Origin of the sequence: Pseudomonas kurunegalensis (assembly GCF_030291635.1) — a bacterium.
Lineage (GTDB): Bacteria > Pseudomonadota > Gammaproteobacteria > Pseudomonadales > Pseudomonadaceae > Aquipseudomonas > Aquipseudomonas monteilii.
Window position 1 is genome coordinate 575,001 of sequence record NZ_CP127871.1, and the last position, 18,792, is coordinate 593,792.

Sequence of the window (18,792 nt, forward strand, 5' to 3'; positions counted from 1 at the left end):
ACGGGGCTCAAACCATGCACCGAAGCTACGGGTATCATCTTATGATGATGCGGTAGAGGAGCGTTCTGTAAGCCTGTGAAGGTGAGTTGAGAAGCTTGCTGGAGGTATCAGAAGTGCGAATGCTGACATGAGTAACGACAATGCGAGTGAAAAACTCGCACGCCGAAAGACCAAGGTTTCCTGCGCAACGTTAATCGACGCAGGGTTAGTCGGTCCCTAAGGCGAGGCTGAAAAGCGTAGTCGATGGAAAACAGGTTAATATTCCTGTACTTCCAGTTATTGCGATGGAGGGACGGAGAAGGTTAGGCCAGCCTGGCGTTGGTTGTCCAGGTTTAAGGTGGTAGGCTGAAATCTTAGGCAAATCCGGGATTTCAAGGCCGAGAGCTGATGACGAGTTGCCTTTAGGCGACGAAGTGGTTGATACCATGCTTCCAAGAAAAGCTCCTAAGCTTCAGATAACTGGGAACCGTACCCCAAACCGACACAGGTGGTTAGGTAGAGAATACCAAGGCGCTTGAGAGAACTCGGGTGAAGGAACTAGGCAAAATGGCACCGTAACTTCGGGAGAAGGTGCGCCGGCGAGGGTGAAGGACTTGCTCCGTAAGCCCATGCCGGTCGAAGATACCAGGCCGCTGCGACTGTTTATTAAAAACACAGCACTCTGCAAACACGAAAGTGGACGTATAGGGTGTGACGCCTGCCCGGTGCCGGAAGGTTAATTGATGGGGTTAGCGCAAGCGAAGCTCTTGATCGAAGCCCCGGTAAACGGCGGCCGTAACTATAACGGTCCTAAGGTAGCGAAATTCCTTGTCGGGTAAGTTCCGACCTGCACGAATGGCGTAACGATGGCGGCGCTGTCTCCACCCGAGACTCAGTGAAATTGAAATCGCTGTGAAGATGCAGTGTATCCGCGGCTAGACGGAAAGACCCCGTGAACCTTTACTATAGCTTTGCACTGGACTTTGAATTTGCTTGTGTAGGATAGGTGGGAGGCTTTGAAGTGGGGACGCCAGTTCTCATGGAGCCATCCTTGAAATACCACCCTGGCAACTTTGAGGTTCTAACTCAGGTCCGTTATCCGGATCGAGGACAGTGTATGGTGGGTAGTTTGACTGGGGCGGTCTCCTCCCAAAGAGTAACGGAGGAGTACGAAGGTGCGCTCAGACCGGTCGGAAATCGGTCGTAGAGTATAAAGGCAAAAGCGCGCTTGACTGCGAGACAAACACGTCGAGCAGGTACGAAAGTAGGTCTTAGTGATCCGGTGGTTCTGTATGGAAGGGCCATCGCTCAACGGATAAAAGGTACTCCGGGGATAACAGGCTGATACCGCCCAAGAGTTCATATCGACGGCGGTGTTTGGCACCTCGATGTCGGCTCATCACATCCTGGGGCTGAAGCCGGTCCCAAGGGTATGGCTGTTCGCCATTTAAAGTGGTACGCGAGCTGGGTTTAGAACGTCGTGAGACAGTTCGGTCCCTATCTGCCGTGGACGTTTGAGATTTGAGAGGGGCTGCTCCTAGTACGAGAGGACCGGAGTGGACGAACCTCTGGTGTTCCGGTTGTCACGCCAGTGGCATTGCCGGGTAGCTATGTTCGGAAGAGATAACCGCTGAAAGCATCTAAGCGGGAAACTTGCCTCAAGATGAGATCTCACTGGGATCTTGAATCCCCTAAAGGGCCGTCGAAGACTACGACGTTGATAGGTTGGGTGTGTAAGCGCTGTGAGGCGTTGAGCTAACCAATACTAATTGCCCGTGAGGCTTGACCATATAACACCCAAGCAATTTGCGCGTAAGCCGAATTGTGGTGGTGAAGATGATACGAACCGAAAGTTCGCACCACAAATTCACATATCCGAATTCGCTAGAGCATCCATCTGGATCTTCTGGCAACAGAATTTCTTGACGACCATAGAGCATTGGAACCACCTGATCCCATCCCGAACTCAGCAGTGAAACGATGCATCGCCGATGGTAGTGTGGGGTTTCCCCATGTGAGAGTAGGTCATCGTCAAGATTCATTTCGCAAAACCCCTATCTGCACATGCAGGTAGGGGTTTTGTCTTTGTGGCCCGAAAAAGCCAAGCTCACGCAAGTCTCGGCCTTGCCCAGATCCCTGTAGGAGCGGCTTTAGCCGCGAACACCGGCAAAGCCGGTGCCATCCTCCGCGTCGCTTGCTTCGCGGCTAAAGCCGAACCCCACAGGGATCGCGACACAAGGCCGCACTTACAGGCCCTTTTCCTATGCAAGCCAACAGCCCATGGCTATCATGCCTGCCTTATTCCAAGTCGAGACTGGCATGCTGAAGTTGTTGAATCTCCTCAAGGATGGCCGGTTCCATTCCGGTGAAGCCCTGGGGGCAGCCCTCGGGGTGAGTCGCAGTGCCGTTTGGAAGCAGCTGCAGCACCTGGAGAGTGAACTGAACCTCACCATTCACAAGGTTCGTGGGCGCGGCTATCAGCTGGCGGCACCGCTCGCCTTGCTCGAATCACAGGCAATCGCCGGTTATGCCGAAGGCGAGCAGTGGCCAGTGTTCATCCACGAATCGATTGATTCGACCAATGCAGAAGGTCTGCGGCTTGCCGGCCAAGGGCAGGTAGCTCCGTTTATCGTACTGGCCGAGCGGCAGAGTGCCGGCCGCGGCCGGCGTGGCCGTCAATGGATCAGCCCATTCGCCGAGAACCTCTATTACAGCCTTGTATTGCGAGTGGATGGCGGCATGCGTCAGCTCGAAGGTTTGAGCCTGGTGGTGGGATTGGCCGTAATGCGCACCCTGCAGGCGTTCGGCGTAAAAGAGGTAGGACTCAAATGGCCCAACGATGTGCTGGTTCGCGGGCAGAAGATTACCGGCATTCTCCTGGAGCTGGTGGGCGACCCTGCTGATGTCTGCCATGTGGTGCTGGGTATCGGTATCAATGTGAACATGCAGGTGAACGATAAGGTCGACCAGCAGTGGACCTCGATGCGGCGTGAGGTGGGTGCGACAATTGATCGCAATCACTTGGTGGCATCGCTCAGTCAGCAGCTGCAGCATGAATTGGCACGGCATCGTCGCTACGGATTTGCAGCATTCCTGGAAGAATGGGAGCAGGCGCACCTTTGGCAGGGGCGCAATGTTTCGCTGGTTGCTGGCAGCACGCATATTGATGGTGTGGTTCTCGGCGTCGATGGGCAGGGTGGCTTGCGCCTTGAGGTGGACGGAGTGGAAAAGAGCTTCAGTGGTGGTGAGCTCAGTTTGAGGTTGCGTGATGATTCTTGAGCTCGATTGCGGTAACAGCTTCATCAAGTGGCGGGTAATCCATGCCGCTGATGCAGTCATTGAAGGTGGCGGGATCGTCGACTCCGATCAGGCGTTGCTCGCTGAAGTGGCTGCGTTGGCTTCGGTGCGTCTTACGGGCTGTCGCATTGTCAGTGTGCGCAGCGAGGAAGAAACCGATGCGCTGTGTTCATTGATTGCCCAGGCGTTTACCGTTCAGGCGCGTGTTGCGCATCCGGCGCAGGAAATGGCCGGCGTGCGCAATGGCTATGACGATTATCAGCGTCTGGGTATGGATCGTTGGCTGGCTGCGCTGGGTGCATTTCACCTGGCAAAGGGCGCGTGTCTGGTCATTGACCTGGGCACTGCTGCAAAAGCGGACTTCGTTGCAGCGGATGGTGAGCATCTGGGTGGTTACATCTGCCCGGGCATGCCTTTGATGCGTAGCCAGCTGCGCACCCATACCCGGCGTATCCGCTATGACGATGCCTCTGCCGAGCGCGCATTGACCAGTTTGTCGCCCGGGCGCTCAACCGTCGAAGCGGTCGAGCGCGGTTGTGTGTTGATGCTCCAGGGTTTTGCGCGCACCCAGCTTGATCAGGCGCGTGCGCTGTGGGGGGACACGTTCACGGTATTTCTCACTGGGGGTGATGCGCCACTGGTAAGGGAGGCTGTGCCCCAGGCGCGTGTTGTGCCAGACCTGGTTTTCGTTGGCCTGGCCATGGCCTGCCCATTGGATTGAGGTGCCTATGCGTTGGTTGTTTCTGCTGTTACTGGTGCTCAACCTCTTCTATTACGTGTGGCACCAGCAGGAAGCCCCGCTGAAGGTCAAGGAAGTCGCCCCGCTGTCTCTGTACAAGGGGAATCAGCAAGAAATCCGTCTGCTGCGTGAAACCGGCGTGTCGGCGCCGCCCAAGCGTCGTGATGAATGCTTGGTAGTGGGTGGGGTAATGGGGCAGGGGCAGCTGGATGCGCTGCGTCAGCGCCTCTTGAGCCTGGATATTGCGACGTTGCCAGTGCTGGGGCAGCTGCCGGGGGCAGATGGGCGCTGGCTCAAGGTTGCACCGGAAAGCGAGCGTTTGCTGGACCAAACGGTGCTCTCAGCTCTTTCCAATGATTTCAAAGACTTAAAACATAAAATTATTTTCTGCCAGGGTATTGCAACTGGCGAATAGCTTGATAGAATGGCGCCCGCTTCACAGGGAACACCACTCAGGTGGTAGAACTGGAAGCGGTGTCAAAGCAGCTAAGTTTCAGATTTGATTGAAAAAATTTGAAAAAAACGCTTGACACTAGGACGGCAGACAAATAGAATGCCGGCCACATCTGGAGGGATTCCCGAGCGGTCAAAGGGGACGGACTGTAAATCCGTTGCGAGAGCTTCGAAGGTTCGAATCCTTCTCCCTCCACCAGTTTTAGCGAGAGCCGCAAGCTCCGCGGGTATAGTTTAGTGGTAGAACCTCAGCCTTCCAAGCTGATGATGCGGGTTCGATTCCCGCTACCCGCTCCAAGTTTGCCGGATTTTGCGCAAAGTGTTTCGCTCTTGTAGCTCAGTTGGTAGAGCACACCCTTGGTAAGGGTGAGGTCAGCGGTTCAAATCCGCTCAAGAGCTCCATATAAACAAGGCAGATATGAAAATATCTGCCTTTGTTTTATCAGCGCAAGACTATTTCTTCTGCGGAGGATTGTATCGATGGCTAAGGAAAAGTTTGATCGTTCCCTTCCCCACGTTAACGTCGGCACTATCGGCCACGTTGACCACGGTAAGACCACTCTGACCGCAGCTCTGACTCGCGTCTGCTCCGAAGTTTTCGGTTCGGCAGTCGTTGAGTTCGACAAGATCGACTCGGCTCCGGAAGAAAAAGCGCGCGGTATCACCATCAACACCGCTCACGTCGAGTACAACTCGAACATTCGTCACTACGCTCACGTTGACTGCCCAGGTCACGCTGACTACGTGAAGAACATGATCACCGGTGCTGCCCAGATGGACGGCGCGATCCTGGTTTGCTCGGCCGCCGATGGTCCGATGCCACAAACCCGTGAGCACATCCTGCTGTCCCGTCAGGTAGGCGTTCCGTACATCGTGGTCTTCCTGAACAAGGCTGACCTGGTAGACGACGCTGAGCTGCTGGAACTGGTCGAGATGGAAGTTCGCGACCTGCTGTCCACCTACGACTTCCCAGGTGACGACACTCCGATCATCATCGGTTCCGCTCGTATGGCCCTGGAAGGCAAAGACGACAACGAAATGGGTACTACCGCTGTCAAGAAGCTGGTAGAGACTCTGGATGCCTACATCCCTGAGCCAGTTCGTGCCATCGACCAGCCGTTCCTGATGCCGATCGAAGACGTATTCTCGATCTCGGGTCGTGGTACCGTTGTTACCGGTCGTATCGAGCGTGGTATCGTTCGCGTTCAGGACCCACTGGAAATCGTTGGTCTGCGTGACACCACCACCACCACCTGCACCGGTGTTGAGATGTTCCGCAAGCTGCTGGACGAAGGTCGTGCTGGCGAGAACTGCGGCGTTCTGCTGCGTGGCACCAAGCGTGACGACGTTGAGCGTGGTCAGGTTCTGGTCAAGCCAGGTTCGGTCAAGCCGCACACCAAGTTCACCGCAGAAGTTTACGTTCTGTCGAAGGAAGAAGGCGGTCGTCACACTCCGTTCTTCAAAGGCTACCGTCCTCAGTTCTACTTCCGTACCACTGACGTGACCGGTAACTGCGAACTGCCGGAAGGCGTTGAAATGGTAATGCCAGGTGACAACATTCAGATGACTGTTACCCTGATCAAGACCATCGCAATGGAAGACGGTCTGCGCTTCGCTATCCGTGAAGGCGGTCGTACCGTCGGCGCCGGTGTCGTAGCAAAAATTATTGAATAAGTAGTTGATTTACTTGATCAGGCCGGTATAATGGCCGGCCTGATACAGCGTTACAGGTCAGTAGCTCAATTGGCAGAGCGACGGTCTCCAAAACCGTAGGTTGGGGGTTCGATTCCCTCCTGACCTGCCATTTCACTTCGGTGTGATGGCTTTCTTCTCACAGGATCCTCCTCGATGACTCCCAAAACTGAAGCCCAAGAATCGCGTTTTGATCTGTTCAAGTGGCTGGCTGTAGTGGCTTTGGTGGTTGTTGGTGTTGTGGGTAATCAATATTACTCCGCCTCTCCAATCCTGTATCGCGTTCTCGTACTTCTCGTCCTGGCTGCTGTCGCGGGCTTTGTAGCTCTGCAGACTGCGAAGGGCAAGTCGTTCTTTGCGCTGGCGAAGGAAGCTCGTACCGAGATTCGTAAAGTCGTGTGGCCGACCCGCCAGGAAACCACCCAGACCACGCTGATTGTCGTGGCTGTCGTGCTGGTTATGGCACTGCTGCTGTGGGGGCTCGATTCCCTGCTCGGCTGGGCGGTCTCCTTGATCGTTGGCTAAAGGTGTCCCGTGGCTAAGCGTTGGTATGTTGTGCATGCTTACTCGGGTTACGAGAAGCATGTAATGCGCTCCCTGATCGAGCGCGTCAAGCTGGCTGGCATGGAAGACGGTTTCGGCGAGATCCTGGTTCCGACCGAAGAAGTCGTCGAAATGCGCAACGGCCAGAAGCGCAAGAGTGAGCGTAAATTCTTCCCTGGCTATGTATTGGTCCAGATGGAGATGAACGAAGGGACTTGGCACTTGGTCAAGGATACCCCTCGTGTGATGGGCTTTATTGGTGGCACTGCAGACAAGCCTGCGCCGATCACCGATAAAGAAGCTGAGGCTATCCTGCGTCGCGTTGCCGACGGTAGCGACAAGCCGAAGCCGAAGACGCTGTTCGAGCCAGGTGAAGTGGTTCGAGTCATTGACGGTCCGTTCGCTGACTTCAATGGTAGTGTCGAAGAGGTTAACTACGAGAAGAGCCGTCTGCAGGTTGCAGTGCTCATTTTCGGTCGCTCTACCCCGGTAGAGCTCGAGTTCAGCCAGGTCGAAAAGGTCTAGGCGGACGAAGCATCCCATACCCCGCAGCCCTGTGTGCTGCGGGGTTTTGTCGTCACTGGGATAAAACGCAAGTCATCCGGGGAGCCAACAGGCGTTCGTACCCGATTTTGGAGTAGCTCATGGCTAAGAAGATTCAGGCTTACATCAAGCTGCAAGTTAAGGCCGGCCAGGCCAACCCAAGCCCACCCGTTGGTCCAGCACTGGGTCAACACGGTGTGAACATCATGGAATTCTGCAAGGCCTTCAACGCCCGTACCCAGGGTCAAGAAGCCGGCCTGCCGACTCCTGTGATCATCACTGTTTACAGCGACCGTAGCTTCACTTTCGAGACCAAGAGCACCCCTGCCTCGGTTCTGCTGAAGAAAGCTGCTGGCCTGACCAGTGGTTCGGCTCGCCCGAACACCGTTAAAGTCGGTACCGTGACCCGTGCTCAGCTGGAAGACATCGCGAAAGCCAAACAGGCTGACCTGACTGCCGCTGACCTGGACGCTGCTGTACGCACCATCGCTGGCTCTGCCCGCAGCATGGGCCTGAACGTGGAGGGTGTGTAATGGCTAAGCTGACCAAACGCCAAAAGGCAATCGCCGAGAAAATCGAAGCAGGCAAGGCCTACAACTTCGAAGAAGCGGCAACTCTGCTGGCCTCGCTGCCTGCTGCCAAGTTCGTAGAGTCCTACGACATCGCCGTTAACCTCGGTGTTGACCCGCGTAAATCCGACCAGGTCGTACGTAGCGCTACTGTGCTGCCACACGGCACTGGCAAGACCGTTCGCGTTGCTGTCTTCACCCAGGGTCCAGCTGCTGAAGCTGCTCTGGCTGCCGGCGCTGACCGCGTAGGTATGGACGACCTGGCTGCCGAAATGAAAGGCGGCGACCTGAACTATGACGTCGTCATCGCATCGCCTGATGCCATGCGCGTTGTAGGTCAGCTGGGTCAGGTTCTGGGTCCTCGCGGCCTGATGCCTAACCCGAAAGTCGGTACCGTAACTCCAGACGTAGCCACTGCCGTGAAAAACGCCAAGGCTGGTCAGGTTCGCTACCGTACCGACAAAAACGGTATCATCCACACCTCCGTTGGCAAGATCGGCTTTGAAGCTGGCAAGCTGAAGGAAAACGTTGAAGCCCTGATCGCTGACCTGAAGCGTATCAAGCCAGCTTCTTCGAAAGGTATCTACGTCAAGCGCGTTACCCTGAGCACCACCATGGGCCCAGGTCTGGTCATCGATCAGAGCTCGCTGAACGTGTAAGAACATGGTGGCGTGACCTGTCACGCCACCAGCAAAAATTGGGGTCCCTGCCTGGCGGGGGCTATCCAAGACCGTAGGCGGCGCAAGCCTTAAAACACCAGCCCACGCAGATGGTGCTCCCGATTCGTTACCGAATCAGACACCAAAACGACATCCGGCTTCGGCCAGATGAAACGGTAAAAACCAGGAGTAAACCCGTGGCAATTAAACTCGAAGACAAGAAGGCCATCGTCGCTGAAGTCAACGAGGCTGCCAAAGTCGCTCTGTCCGCTGTCGTGGCTGATGCCCGTGGTGTGACTGTAAGCGCAATGACCGGACTCCGTAAAGAGGCCCGCGAAGCTGGCGTCTACGTACGTGTTGTACGTAACACCCTGCTGAAGCGCGCTGTTGAAGGCACCGAATTTTCGATCCTCAACGACGCGTTCAAAGGCCCGACCCTGATTGCTTTCTCCAACGAACACCCGGGCGCTGCTGCTCGTCTGTTCAAAGAGTTCGCCAAGGGTCAGGACAAGTTCGAGATCAAGGCAGCTGCGTTTGACGGCAATTTCATTGCAGCGAACCAGATCGACGTGTTGGCTACCCTGCCGACCCGCGACGAAGCTATCGCAAAACTGATGAGCGTGATCCAAGGCGCCACCAGCAAGCTGGCTCGTACTCTGGCAGCCATTCGCGACCAGAAAGAAGCTACCGCCGTCTAAGGCGCGCGAACTCTTTCAAAATCATACGTTTAATTTGATGGCTGCGTAGGCTGTCACCCCAATACAGGATTTAAGTCATGTCTCTGACTAACGAACAAATCATCGAAGCAATCGGCCAGAAAACCGTTCTGGAAGTTGTTGAGCTGATCAAAGCAATGGAAGAAACCTTCGGCGTTACCGCTGCTGTTGCCGCTGCTGGCCCAGCTGCTGCTGCTGCCGTTGTTGAAGAGCAGACCGAGTTCAACGTTGTTCTGGTTGAAGCCGGCGACAAGAAAGTGAACGTGATCAAAGCCGTTCGCGAACTGACCGGTCTGGGCCTGAAAGAAGCCAAAGAGAAAGTCGATGGCGCTCCTCAGGTTGTAGCTGAAGGCGTTTCGAAAGAAGCCGCTGAAGACGCTAAGAAGAAGCTGGAAGAAGCAGGCGCTAAAGTCGAGCTGAAGTAATCTCGACCTTGCGATGCCAGCCTGAGCGTTAAGCGAAGGGCTGATGGCTGGTGGCTTACGCCACCGGCCTTTTTCCGTTATTGGTGGTCGGTTAGGCCGGCCCCGATAACAAGCTGCAAGACACCCATGTGGGTGGCGCAAACCAAGGGGTTTGCACGATTTTCTGGCTGCTCCCGCCGGGAGAAGCCAAACAAGCAGGTGACCAAGCTGGGGAACGCTGATGGCTTACTCATACACTGAGAAAAAACGTATCCGCAAGGACTTTAGCAAGTTGCCGGACGTCATGGATGTGCCTTACCTCCTGGCCATCCAGCTGGATTCGTATCGCGAATTCCTGCAAGCGGGAGCATCCAAGGATCAGTTCCGCGACGTCGGCCTGCACGCGGCCTTCAAATCGGTATTCCCGATCATCAGCTACTCCGGCAATGCTGCCCTGGAGTACGTAGGCTATCGCCTGGGCGAACCGGCCTTCGATGTGAAGGAATGTGTCCTGCGTGGCGTGACCTTCGCGGTCCCACTGCGGGTCAAGGTGCGCCTGATCATCTTCGACAAGGAATCGTCGAACAAAGCGATCAAGGACATCAAAGAGCAAGAAGTCTACATGGGTGAAATCCCCCTGATGACTGAGAACGGTACCTTCGTTATCAACGGTACCGAGCGTGTGATCGTTTCCCAGCTGCACCGTTCGCCTGGTGTGTTCTTCGACCACGACCGTGGCAAGACCCACAGCTCCGGCAAGCTGCTGTACTCCGCTCGCATCATCCCTTACCGCGGCTCCTGGCTGGACTTCGAGTTCGACCCGAAGGACTGCGTGTTCGTGCGTATCGACCGCCGCCGCAAACTGCCGGCTTCGGTGCTGCTGCGCGCCCTGGGCTACAGCACTGAAGAAGTGCTGAACACCTTCTACACCACCAACGTGTTCCACATTTCCGGCGAAAAACTCAGCCTGGAACTGGTGCCTCAACGTCTGCGTGGTGAAGTTGCAGTCATGGACATCCATGACGAAACCGGCAAAGTCATCGTCGAGCAAGGCCGCCGTATTACCGCGCGCCACATCAACCAGCTCGAAAAAGCCGGCGTCAAGCAGCTGGACGTTCCAATGGAATACGTCCTGGGCCGCACTACCGCCAAGGCCATTGTGCATCCGGCTACCGGCGAGATCCTGGCCGAATGCAACACCGAGATGACCACCGAACTGCTGATCAAGGTCGCCAAGGCACAGGTTGTCCGTATCGAGACCCTGTACACCAACGACATCGATTGCGGTCCGTTCATCTCCGACACCCTGAAGATCGACACCACCAGCAACCAGCTGGAAGCTCTGGTCGAGATCTACCGCATGATGCGTCCAGGCGAGCCGCCAACCAAGGATGCAGCCGAGACCCTGTTCAACAACCTGTTCTTCAGCGCCGAGCGTTACGACCTGTCCGCCGTTGGTCGCATGAAGTTCAACCGTCGTATCGGTCGTACCGAGATCGAAGGTTCGGGCGTGCTGAGCAAGGAAGACATCGTCGAGGTTCTGAAGACCCTGGTCGATATCCGTAACGGCAAAGGCATCGTCGACGACATCGACCACCTCGGTAACCGTCGCGTACGTTGCGTTGGTGAAATGGCCGAGAACCAGTTCCGCGTTGGCCTGGTGCGTGTAGAGCGCGCGGTCAAGGAACGCCTGTCGATGGCGGAAAGCGAAGGCCTGATGCCGCAAGACCTGATCAACGCCAAGCCGGTTGCGGCGGCGGTGAAAGAGTTCTTCGGTTCCAGCCAGCTGTCCCAGTTCATGGACCAGAACAACCCGCTCTCCGAGATCACCCACAAGCGCCGTGTCTCTGCACTCGGCCCTGGCGGTCTGACCCGTGAGCGTGCCGGCTTCGAAGTCCGAGACGTACACCCGACCCACTACGGCCGTGTGTGCCCGATCGAGACCCCTGAAGGTCCGAACATCGGTCTGATCAACTCCCTGGCAGCCTATGCCCGCACCAACCAGTACGGCTTCCTGGAAAGCCCGTACCGCGTGGTGAAGGAAGGCGTTGTCAGCGACGACATCGTGTTCCTGTCGGCCATCGAAGAAGCCGATCACGTCATCGCCCAGGCTTCGGCCGCGATGAACGAGAAGAAGCAACTGATCGATGAGCTGGTAGCGGTTCGTCACCTGAACGAATTCACCGTCAAGGCGCCGGAAGACGTCACCCTGATGGACGTTTCGCCGAAGCAGGTTGTTTCCGTTGCTGCGTCGCTGATTCCGTTCCTCGAGCACGACGACGCCAACCGTGCATTGATGGGTTCGAACATGCAGCGTCAGGCTGTACCAACCCTGCGTGCCGACAAGCCGCTGGTAGGTACTGGCATGGAGCGCAACGTTGCCCGTGACTCCGGTGTCTGCGTGGTTGCTCGCCGTGGTGGTGTGATCGACTCGGTCGACGCCAGCCGTATCGTTGTTCGCGTTGCCGACGACGAAGTGGAAACCGGCGAAGCAGGTGTGGATATCTACAACCTGACCAAGTACACCCGTTCGAACCAGAACACCTGCATCAACCAGCGTCCGCTGGTGAGCAAGGGCGACAAGGTTCAGCGTGGCGACATCATGGCCGACGGCCCGTCCACCGACATGGGTGAGCTGGCACTGGGTCAGAACATGCGCATCGCGTTCATGGCGTGGAACGGCTTCAACTTCGAAGACTCCATCTGCCTGTCCGAGCGTGTGGTTCAGGAAGACCGCTTCACCACCATCCACATCCAGGAACTGACCTGTGTGGCGCGTGACACCAAGCTTGGCCCAGAGGAAATCACTGCGGACATCCCGAACGTGGGTGAAGCTGCACTGAACAAACTGGACGAAGCCGGTATCGTCTACGTGGGTGCCGAAGTCGGCGCTGGTGACATCCTGGTTGGCAAGGTCACGCCAAAAGGCGAAACCCAGCTGACTCCGGAAGAAAAACTGCTGCGCGCAATCTTCGGTGAGAAGGCCAGCGACGTTAAGGACACCTCCCTGCGTGTGCCAACCGGCACCAAGGGTACCGTCATCGACGTACAGGTCTTCACCCGTGATGGCGTAGAGCGCGACAGCCGCGCCCTGGCCATCGAGAAGATGCAGCTGGACGAGATCCGCAAGGACCTCAACGAAGAGTTCCGCATCGTCGAAGGCGCAACCTTCGAGCGTCTGCGTTCTGCCCTGAACGGTCAGGTGGTCGACGGTGGCGCGGGCCTGAAGAAAGGCACCGTGATCACTGACGAAGTGCTGGACGGTCTGGAGCACGGCCAGTGGTTCAAACTGCGCATGGCTGAAGATGCACTGAACGAGCAGCTGGAAAAGGCTCAGCAGTACATCGTCGACCGTCGCCGTCTGCTGGACGACAAGTTCGAAGACAAGAAGCGCAAGCTGCAGCAGGGCGATGACCTGGCACCGGGCGTACTGAAGATCGTCAAGGTCTACCTGGCAATCCGCCGTCGCATCCAGCCGGGTGACAAGATGGCCGGTCGTCACGGTAACAAGGGTGTTGTCTCGGTCATCATGCCGGTCGAAGACATGCCGCACGATGCCAACGGTACTCCGGTCGACGTCGTACTGAACCCGCTGGGCGTACCTTCGCGTATGAACGTTGGTCAGATCCTCGAAACCCACCTGGGCCTGGCGGCCAAGGGGCTGGGCGAGAAGATCGACCGCATGCTCGAAGAGCAGCGCAAAGCAGCTGAACTGCGCGTGTTCCTGACCGAGGTCTACAACGAGATCGGTGGTCGTCAGGAAAACCTCGAAGAGTTCACCGACGCAGAGATCCTGGCTCTGGCCCACAACCTGAAGAAAGGCGTGCCGATGGCTACCCCGGTCTTCGACGGTGCCAAAGAGCGTGAGATCAAGGCCATGCTGAAACTGGCTGACCTGCCAGAAAGCGGCCAGATGGTGCTGTTCGATGGCCGTACCGGCAACAAGTTCGAGCGTCCTGTGACCGTTGGTTACATGTACATGCTCAAGCTGAACCACTTGGTGGACGACAAGATGCACGCGCGTTCCACTGGTTCCTACAGCCTGGTTACCCAGCAGCCGCTGGGTGGTAAGGCGCAGTTCGGTGGTCAGCGTTTCGGGGAGATGGAAGTGTGGGCGCTGGAAGCATACGGCGCGGCATACACCCTGCAAGAAATGCTCACAGTGAAGTCGGACGACGTGAACGGCCGTACCAAGATGTACAAAAACATCGTGGATGGCGATCACCGTATGGAGCCGGGCATGCCCGAGTCCTTCAACGTGTTGATCAAAGAGATCCGTTCGCTCGGTATCGATATCGATCTGGAAACCGAATAACACGTGACGCGAAGGGGAGTGGGGCAGGTAATGCCCGCTCCCTGCTCCGCCAGGAGGAAAGGCCTTGAAAGACCTACTGAATTTGCTGAAAAACCAGGGTCAAGTCGAAGAGTTCGACGCCATCCGCATCGGTCTGGCGTCGCCTGAAATGATCCGTTCGTGGTCGTTCGGTGAAGTTAAGAAGCCGGAAACCATCAACTACCGTACGTTCAAGCCTGAGCGTGACGGCCTGTTCTGCGCCAAGATCTTTGGCCCAGTCAAGGACTACGAGTGCCTGTGCGGCAAGTACAAGCGCCTCAAGCACCGCGGCGTAATCTGCGAGAAGTGCGGCGTTGAAGTTGCCCTGGCCAAGGTTCGTCGTGAGCGCATGGCGCACATCGAACTGGCCTCGCCAGTTGCCCACATCTGGTTCCTGAAGTCGCTGCCGTCCCGTATCGGCCTGCTGATGGACATGACCCTGCGTGACATCGAGCGCGTGCTCTACTTCGAGAGCTATGTCGTTATCGACCCGGGCATGACCACCCTGGAAAAGGGCCAGCTGCTGAACGACGAGCAGTACTTCGAAGCGCTGGAAGAGTTCGGTGACGACTTCGATGCCCGCATGGGTGCCGAGGCTGTCCGCGAGCTGCTGCACGCTATCGACCTGGAGCACGAGATCGGTCGCCTGCGCGAAGAGATTCCGCAGACCAACTCGGAAACCAAGATCAAGAAGCTGTCCAAGCGCCTGAAGCTGATGGAAGCTTTCCAGGGCTCGGGCAACCTGCCTGAGTGGATGGTCCTGACCGTCCTGCCAGTGCTGCCGCCGGACCTGCGTCCGCTGGTTCCGCTGGATGGTGGCCGCTTCGCGACCTCCGACCTGAACGACCTGTATCGTCGGGTGATCAACCGTAACAACCGTCTGAAGCGCCTGCTGGATCTGTCGGCGCCGGACATCATCGTGCGCAACGAAAAGCGCATGCTGCAGGAAGCGGTCGACGCCCTGCTGGACAACGGCCGTCGCGGTCGCGCCATCACTGGCTCGAACAAGCGTCCGCTGAAGTCCCTGGCCGACATGATCAAAGGTAAGCAAGGTCGCTTCCGTCAGAACTTGCTCGGTAAGCGTGTGGACTACTCCGGCCGTTCGGTAATTACCGTAGGCCCGACCCTGCGCCTGCACCAGTGCGGTCTGCCGAAGAAGATGGCCCTCGAGCTGTTCAAGCCGTTCATTTTCGGCAAGCTGGAAATGCGTGGTCTGGCGACCACCATCAAGGCCGCCAAGAAGATGGTCGAGCGCGAGCTGCCAGAGGTGTGGGACGTTCTCGCCGAAGTGATTCGCGAACACCCCGTACTGCTCAACCGTGCACCTACCCTGCACCGTCTGGGTATCCAGGCCTTTGAACCGGTTCTGATCGAAGGTAAGGCGATTCAGCTGCACCCGCTGGTCTGTGCTGCGTACAACGCCGACTTCGACGGTGACCAGATGGCCGTTCACGTGCCGCTGACGCTGGAAGCCCAGCTCGAAGCGCGCGCGCTGATGATGTCGACCAACAACATCCTTTCGCCAGCCAACGGTGAGCCAATCATCGTTCCGTCGCAGGACGTTGTACTGGGTCTGTACTACATGACCCGTGAAGCCATCAACGCCAAGGGCGAAGGTCGCGTGTTTGCCGACCTGCAGGAAGTCGACCGCGTATTCCGCGCCGGCGAAGCTGCCCTGCACGCGAAAATCAAGGTTCGTATCAACGAAACCGTGAAAGAGCGTGATGGTTCGGTGGTCAAGAACACCCGCATCGTCGACACCACCGTCGGCCGTGCGCTGCTGTTCCAGGTTGTACCGGCAGGTCTGCCGTACGACGTGGTCAACCAGCCGATGAAGAAAAAGGCGATCTCCAAGCTGATCAACCAGTGCTACCGCGTGGTTGGTCTGAAAGAGACCGTTATCTTCGCTGACCAACTGATGTACACCGGTTTCGCTTACTCGACCATTTCCGGCGTTTCCATCGGTGTTAACGACTTCGTTATCCCGGACGAGAAAGCCCGCATCATCGGTAACGCTACCGACGAAGTGAAGGAAATCGAGAGCCAGTACGCCTCCGGCCTGGTAACCCAGGGCGAGAAGTACAACAAGGTCATCGACTTGTGGTCGAAGGCGAACGACGAAGTGTCCAAGGCGATGATGGCCAACCTCTCGAAAGAGAAGGTCATCGACCGCGAAGGCAAAGAAGTCGAGCAAGAGTCCTTCAACTCGATGTACATGATGGCTGACTCGGGTGCGCGGGGTTCCGCAGCCCAGATCCGTCAGCTGGCCGGTATGCGTGGTCTGATGGCCAAGCCGGACGGCTCCATCATCGAGACGCCGATCACTGCGAACTTCCGTGAAGGTCTGAGCGTACTTCAGTACTTCATCTCGACTCACGGTGCTCGTAAGGGTCTGGCGGATACCGCCTTGAAGACTGCGAACTCCGGTTACCTGACTCGCCGTCTGGTAGACGTTGCCCAGGATCTGGTCGTTACCGAGATCGACTGCGGCACCGACCAAGGCCTGCTGATGACTCCGCACATCGAAGGCGGCGACGTTGTAGAGCCACTGGGTGAGCGTGTACTGGGTCGTGTCATCGCCCGTGACGTGTTCAAGCCTGGCACCGAGGACGTTATCGTTCCGGCCGGTACCCTGGTTGACGAGCAGTGGGTCGAGTTCATCGAGCTGAACAGCATCGACGAAGTGATCGTGCGTTCGCCGATCAACTGCGAAACCCGCTATGGCATCTGCGCCAAGTGCTACGGTCGCGACCTGGCTCGCGGTCACCAGGTGAACATCGGTGAAGCTGTCGGCGTTATCGCTGCACAGTCGATCGGTGAGCCGGGTACCCAGCTGACCATGCGTACGTTCCACATCGGTGGTGCTGCAAGCCGCACTTCGGCTGCCGACAGCGTCCAGGTGAAGAACGGCGGTATGGTGCGTCTGCACAACCTGAAGCAGGTTGAGCGTGCCGACGGTAACCTGGTTGCCGTATCGCGTTCGGGCGAGCTGGCCATTGCCGACGAATTCGGTCGTGAGCGTGAGCGCTACAAGCTGCCTTACGGTGCGGTGATTTCGGTCAAGGAAGGTGAGAAGGTCGAAGCTGGCGCCATCGTCGCCAAGTGGGACCCGCACACCCACCCGATCGTTACCGAGCTGAAAGGTACCGTGACCTTCGTGGGCATGGAAGAAAACATCACCATCAAGCGTCAGACCGACGAGCTGACCGGTCTGACCAACATTGAAGTACTGGACGTCAAGGATCGCCCTGCCGCAGGCAAGGAAATCCGTCCGGCAATCAAGATGGTCGATGCTGCTGGCAAGGACCTGTACCTGCCAGGTACCGACGTACCTGCCCAGTACTTCCTGCCGGCCAACGCCCTCGTTGGTGTGGCTGACGGTGCCCAGATCGGCGTTGGTGACGTTATCGCGCGTATCCCGCAAGAAACGTCGAAAACCCGTGACATCACCGGTGGTCTGCCACGCGTTGCCGACCTGTTCGAAGCGCGTCGCCCGAAAGAAGCCTCGATTCTGGCTGAAGTCAGCGGCACCATCGCATTCGGTAAAGAGACCAAGGGCAAGCGTCGCCTGGTCATCACTCCGACCGACGGTAGCGATCCGTACGAAGAGCTGATTCCGAAGTGGCGCCACCTGAACGTCTTCGAAGGTGAGCAGGTAAACCGTGGTGAAGTTATTTCCGACGGCCCGAGCGATCCGCACGACATCCTGCGTCTGCTGGGTGTGAGCGCGCTGGCGAAGTACATCGTCAACGAGATCCAGGACGTTTACCGTCTGCAAGGCGTGAAGATCAACGACAAGCACATCGAGACCATCCTGCGTCAGATGCTGCGCAAGGTCGAGATCTCCGAGTCGGGCGATTCCAGCTTCATCAAGGGCGACCAGATGGAACTGACCCAGGTACTGGTAGAGAACGAGCGTCTCGCCGGCGAGGACAAGTTCATCTCCAAGTTCACCCGCGTGCTGCTGGGTATCACCAAGGCGTCGCTGTCGACCGAGTCGTTCATCTCCGCGGCTTCCTTCCAGGAAACCACCCGCGTACTGACCGAAGCGGCGGTAACCGGCAAGCGCGACTACCTGCGCGGCCTGAAAGAGAACGTGGTCGTGGGTCGTCTGATCCCGGCCGGTACTGGTCTGGCGTACCACAGCGAGCGCAAGCGTCGCCGTGATGCCGACAAGCCGCTGCGTGTGAGCGCCAGTGAGGTGGAAGCCGCACTGACCGAAGCGCTGAACTCCAGCGGTAACTAAGTACAGGGCAGGGCCCCGGCAAGCCTCGAATGACCATCGGTGACATGAAATGTTGCCGATGATCGGGCGAGGAGGGCCGGGGCCTCGTCTTGACTGGGTGCAAGATCCTCTTTAGACTTTTGTACCCTTAAATTTGGTGAGGCTCCGTCTCGCCAATTTTTGGCTTTCTTGCAAGACAATAGAGTCGCAAGACAATCAGTGGAGCTAGTAGATGGCAACTATCAACCAGCTGGTACGTCAGCCGCGTAAGCGTTCGGTCGAGAAGTCCGACGTTCCTGCGCTGCAGAACTGCCCGCAACGTCGTGGCGTGTGCACCCGTGTGTACACCACCACGCCGAAAAAACCTAACTCGGCACTGCGTAAAGTATGCCGTGTGCGTCTGACCAACGGTTTCGAGGTTTCCTCGTACATCGGTGGTGAAGGCCACAACCTGCAAGAGCACAGCGTCGTCCTGATCCGTGGCGGCCGTGTAAAAGACTTGCCAGGTGTTCGTTACCACACCGTTCGCGGCTCTCTGGATACTTCGGGCGTTAAAGGCCGTAACCAGGGTCGTTCGAAATACGGTACCAAGCGTCCGAAGTAATCGGCCGTTTGCAGACATCCATTTTTTTGAGTCGAT

The 18,792-nt window shown here is 57.2% G+C and carries 13 protein-coding genes, 4 tRNA genes and 2 rRNA genes (1 of these 19 cut by a window edge); all 19 read left to right on the forward strand.

What is annotated here, in order from left to right; genetic code table 11:
- A 23S ribosomal RNA gene (locus tag QQ992_RS02465) occupies positions 1 to 1,769 on the forward strand (it extends 1,123 nt beyond the left edge of the window).
- A gap of 131 nt (positions 1,770 to 1,900) precedes the next feature.
- Positions 1,901 to 2,016 (forward strand): 5S ribosomal RNA (gene rrf, locus QQ992_RS02470).
- A 282-nt stretch (positions 2,017 to 2,298) separates the two neighbouring features.
- Positions 2,299 to 3,258 carry a bifunctional biotin--[acetyl-CoA-carboxylase] ligase/biotin operon repressor BirA gene (gene birA / locus QQ992_RS02475; protein ID WP_286112139.1) on the forward strand — a complete coding sequence of 320 codons (960 nt, stop codon included), beginning with the start codon at positions 2,299 to 2,301 and terminating at the stop codon, positions 3,256 to 3,258.
- Positions 3,248 to 3,997, forward strand: a complete 750-nt coding sequence (locus QQ992_RS02480) for a pantothenate kinase (RefSeq protein ID WP_274081807.1) — start codon at positions 3,248 to 3,250, stop codon at positions 3,995 to 3,997. The genes birA and QQ992_RS02480 overlap by 11 nt, the downstream gene beginning before the upstream one ends.
- Positions 3,998 to 4,004: 7 nt before the next feature.
- Positions 4,005 to 4,430, forward strand: coding sequence for a hypothetical protein (locus QQ992_RS02485; protein WP_286112140.1), 426 nt, complete (start codon positions 4,005 to 4,007; stop codon positions 4,428 to 4,430).
- 153 nt (positions 4,431 to 4,583) lie between these two features.
- Positions 4,584 to 4,667: transfer RNA gene (locus QQ992_RS02490), tRNA-Tyr, on the forward strand.
- A 24-nt stretch (positions 4,668 to 4,691) separates the two neighbouring features.
- Positions 4,692 to 4,765: transfer RNA gene (locus QQ992_RS02495), tRNA-Gly, on the forward strand.
- 29 nt (positions 4,766 to 4,794) lie between these two features.
- Positions 4,795 to 4,870, forward strand: a tRNA-Thr gene (locus tag QQ992_RS02500).
- A gap of 78 nt (positions 4,871 to 4,948) precedes the next feature.
- Positions 4,949 to 6,142: an elongation factor Tu gene (gene tuf / locus QQ992_RS02505; RefSeq protein ID WP_010951775.1), complete on the forward strand. Its 1,194-nt coding sequence runs from the start codon at positions 4,949 to 4,951 to the stop codon at positions 6,140 to 6,142.
- Positions 6,143 to 6,196: 54 nt separating this feature from the next.
- A tRNA-Trp gene (locus tag QQ992_RS02510) sits at positions 6,197 to 6,272 on the forward strand.
- A gap of 44 nt (positions 6,273 to 6,316) precedes the next feature.
- Positions 6,317 to 6,685 carry a preprotein translocase subunit SecE gene (gene secE, locus QQ992_RS02515; protein ID WP_003255502.1) on the forward strand — a complete coding sequence of 123 codons (369 nt, stop codon included), beginning with the start codon at positions 6,317 to 6,319 and terminating at the stop codon, positions 6,683 to 6,685.
- A gap of 9 nt (positions 6,686 to 6,694) precedes the next feature.
- Positions 6,695 to 7,228, forward strand: coding sequence for a transcription termination/antitermination protein NusG (nusG, locus tag QQ992_RS02520; protein WP_003255501.1), 534 nt, complete (start codon positions 6,695 to 6,697; stop codon positions 7,226 to 7,228).
- Positions 7,229 to 7,347: 119 nt separating this feature from the next.
- A complete protein-coding gene (gene rplK, locus QQ992_RS02525) occupies positions 7,348 to 7,779 on the forward strand; it encodes a 50S ribosomal protein L11 (RefSeq protein ID WP_003255500.1) in 432 nt (143 codons plus the stop codon).
- Positions 7,779 to 8,474, forward strand: coding sequence for a 50S ribosomal protein L1 (gene rplA / locus QQ992_RS02530; protein ID WP_060501592.1), 696 nt, complete (start codon positions 7,779 to 7,781; stop codon positions 8,472 to 8,474). The genes rplK and rplA overlap by 1 nt, the downstream gene beginning before the upstream one ends.
- 197 nt (positions 8,475 to 8,671) lie before the next feature.
- A complete protein-coding gene (gene rplJ, locus QQ992_RS02535) occupies positions 8,672 to 9,172 on the forward strand; it encodes a 50S ribosomal protein L10 (protein WP_286112141.1) in 501 nt (166 codons plus the stop codon).
- 77 nt (positions 9,173 to 9,249) lie between these two features.
- Complete coding sequence (gene rplL, locus QQ992_RS02540) at positions 9,250 to 9,615, forward strand: 50S ribosomal protein L7/L12 (RefSeq protein WP_003255496.1); 366 nt, start codon at positions 9,250 to 9,252, stop codon at positions 9,613 to 9,615.
- A 220-nt stretch (positions 9,616 to 9,835) separates the two neighbouring features.
- Positions 9,836 to 13,909, forward strand: coding sequence for a DNA-directed RNA polymerase subunit beta (rpoB, locus tag QQ992_RS02545; RefSeq protein ID WP_016715871.1), 4,074 nt, complete (start codon positions 9,836 to 9,838; stop codon positions 13,907 to 13,909).
- A 64-nt stretch (positions 13,910 to 13,973) separates the two neighbouring features.
- The gene (gene rpoC, locus QQ992_RS02550; RefSeq protein WP_016715870.1) at positions 13,974 to 18,173 is read left to right on the forward strand and encodes a DNA-directed RNA polymerase subunit beta'; all 4,200 of its coding nucleotides are present in this window, start codon (positions 13,974 to 13,976) and stop codon (positions 18,171 to 18,173) included.
- Positions 18,174 to 18,384: 211 nt separating this feature from the next.
- Entirely contained in the window at positions 18,385 to 18,756 is a 372-nt protein-coding gene (gene rpsL / locus QQ992_RS02555) for a 30S ribosomal protein S12 (RefSeq protein ID WP_003255492.1), read from the forward strand.
- Positions 18,757 to 18,792: the final 36 nt, after the last annotated feature.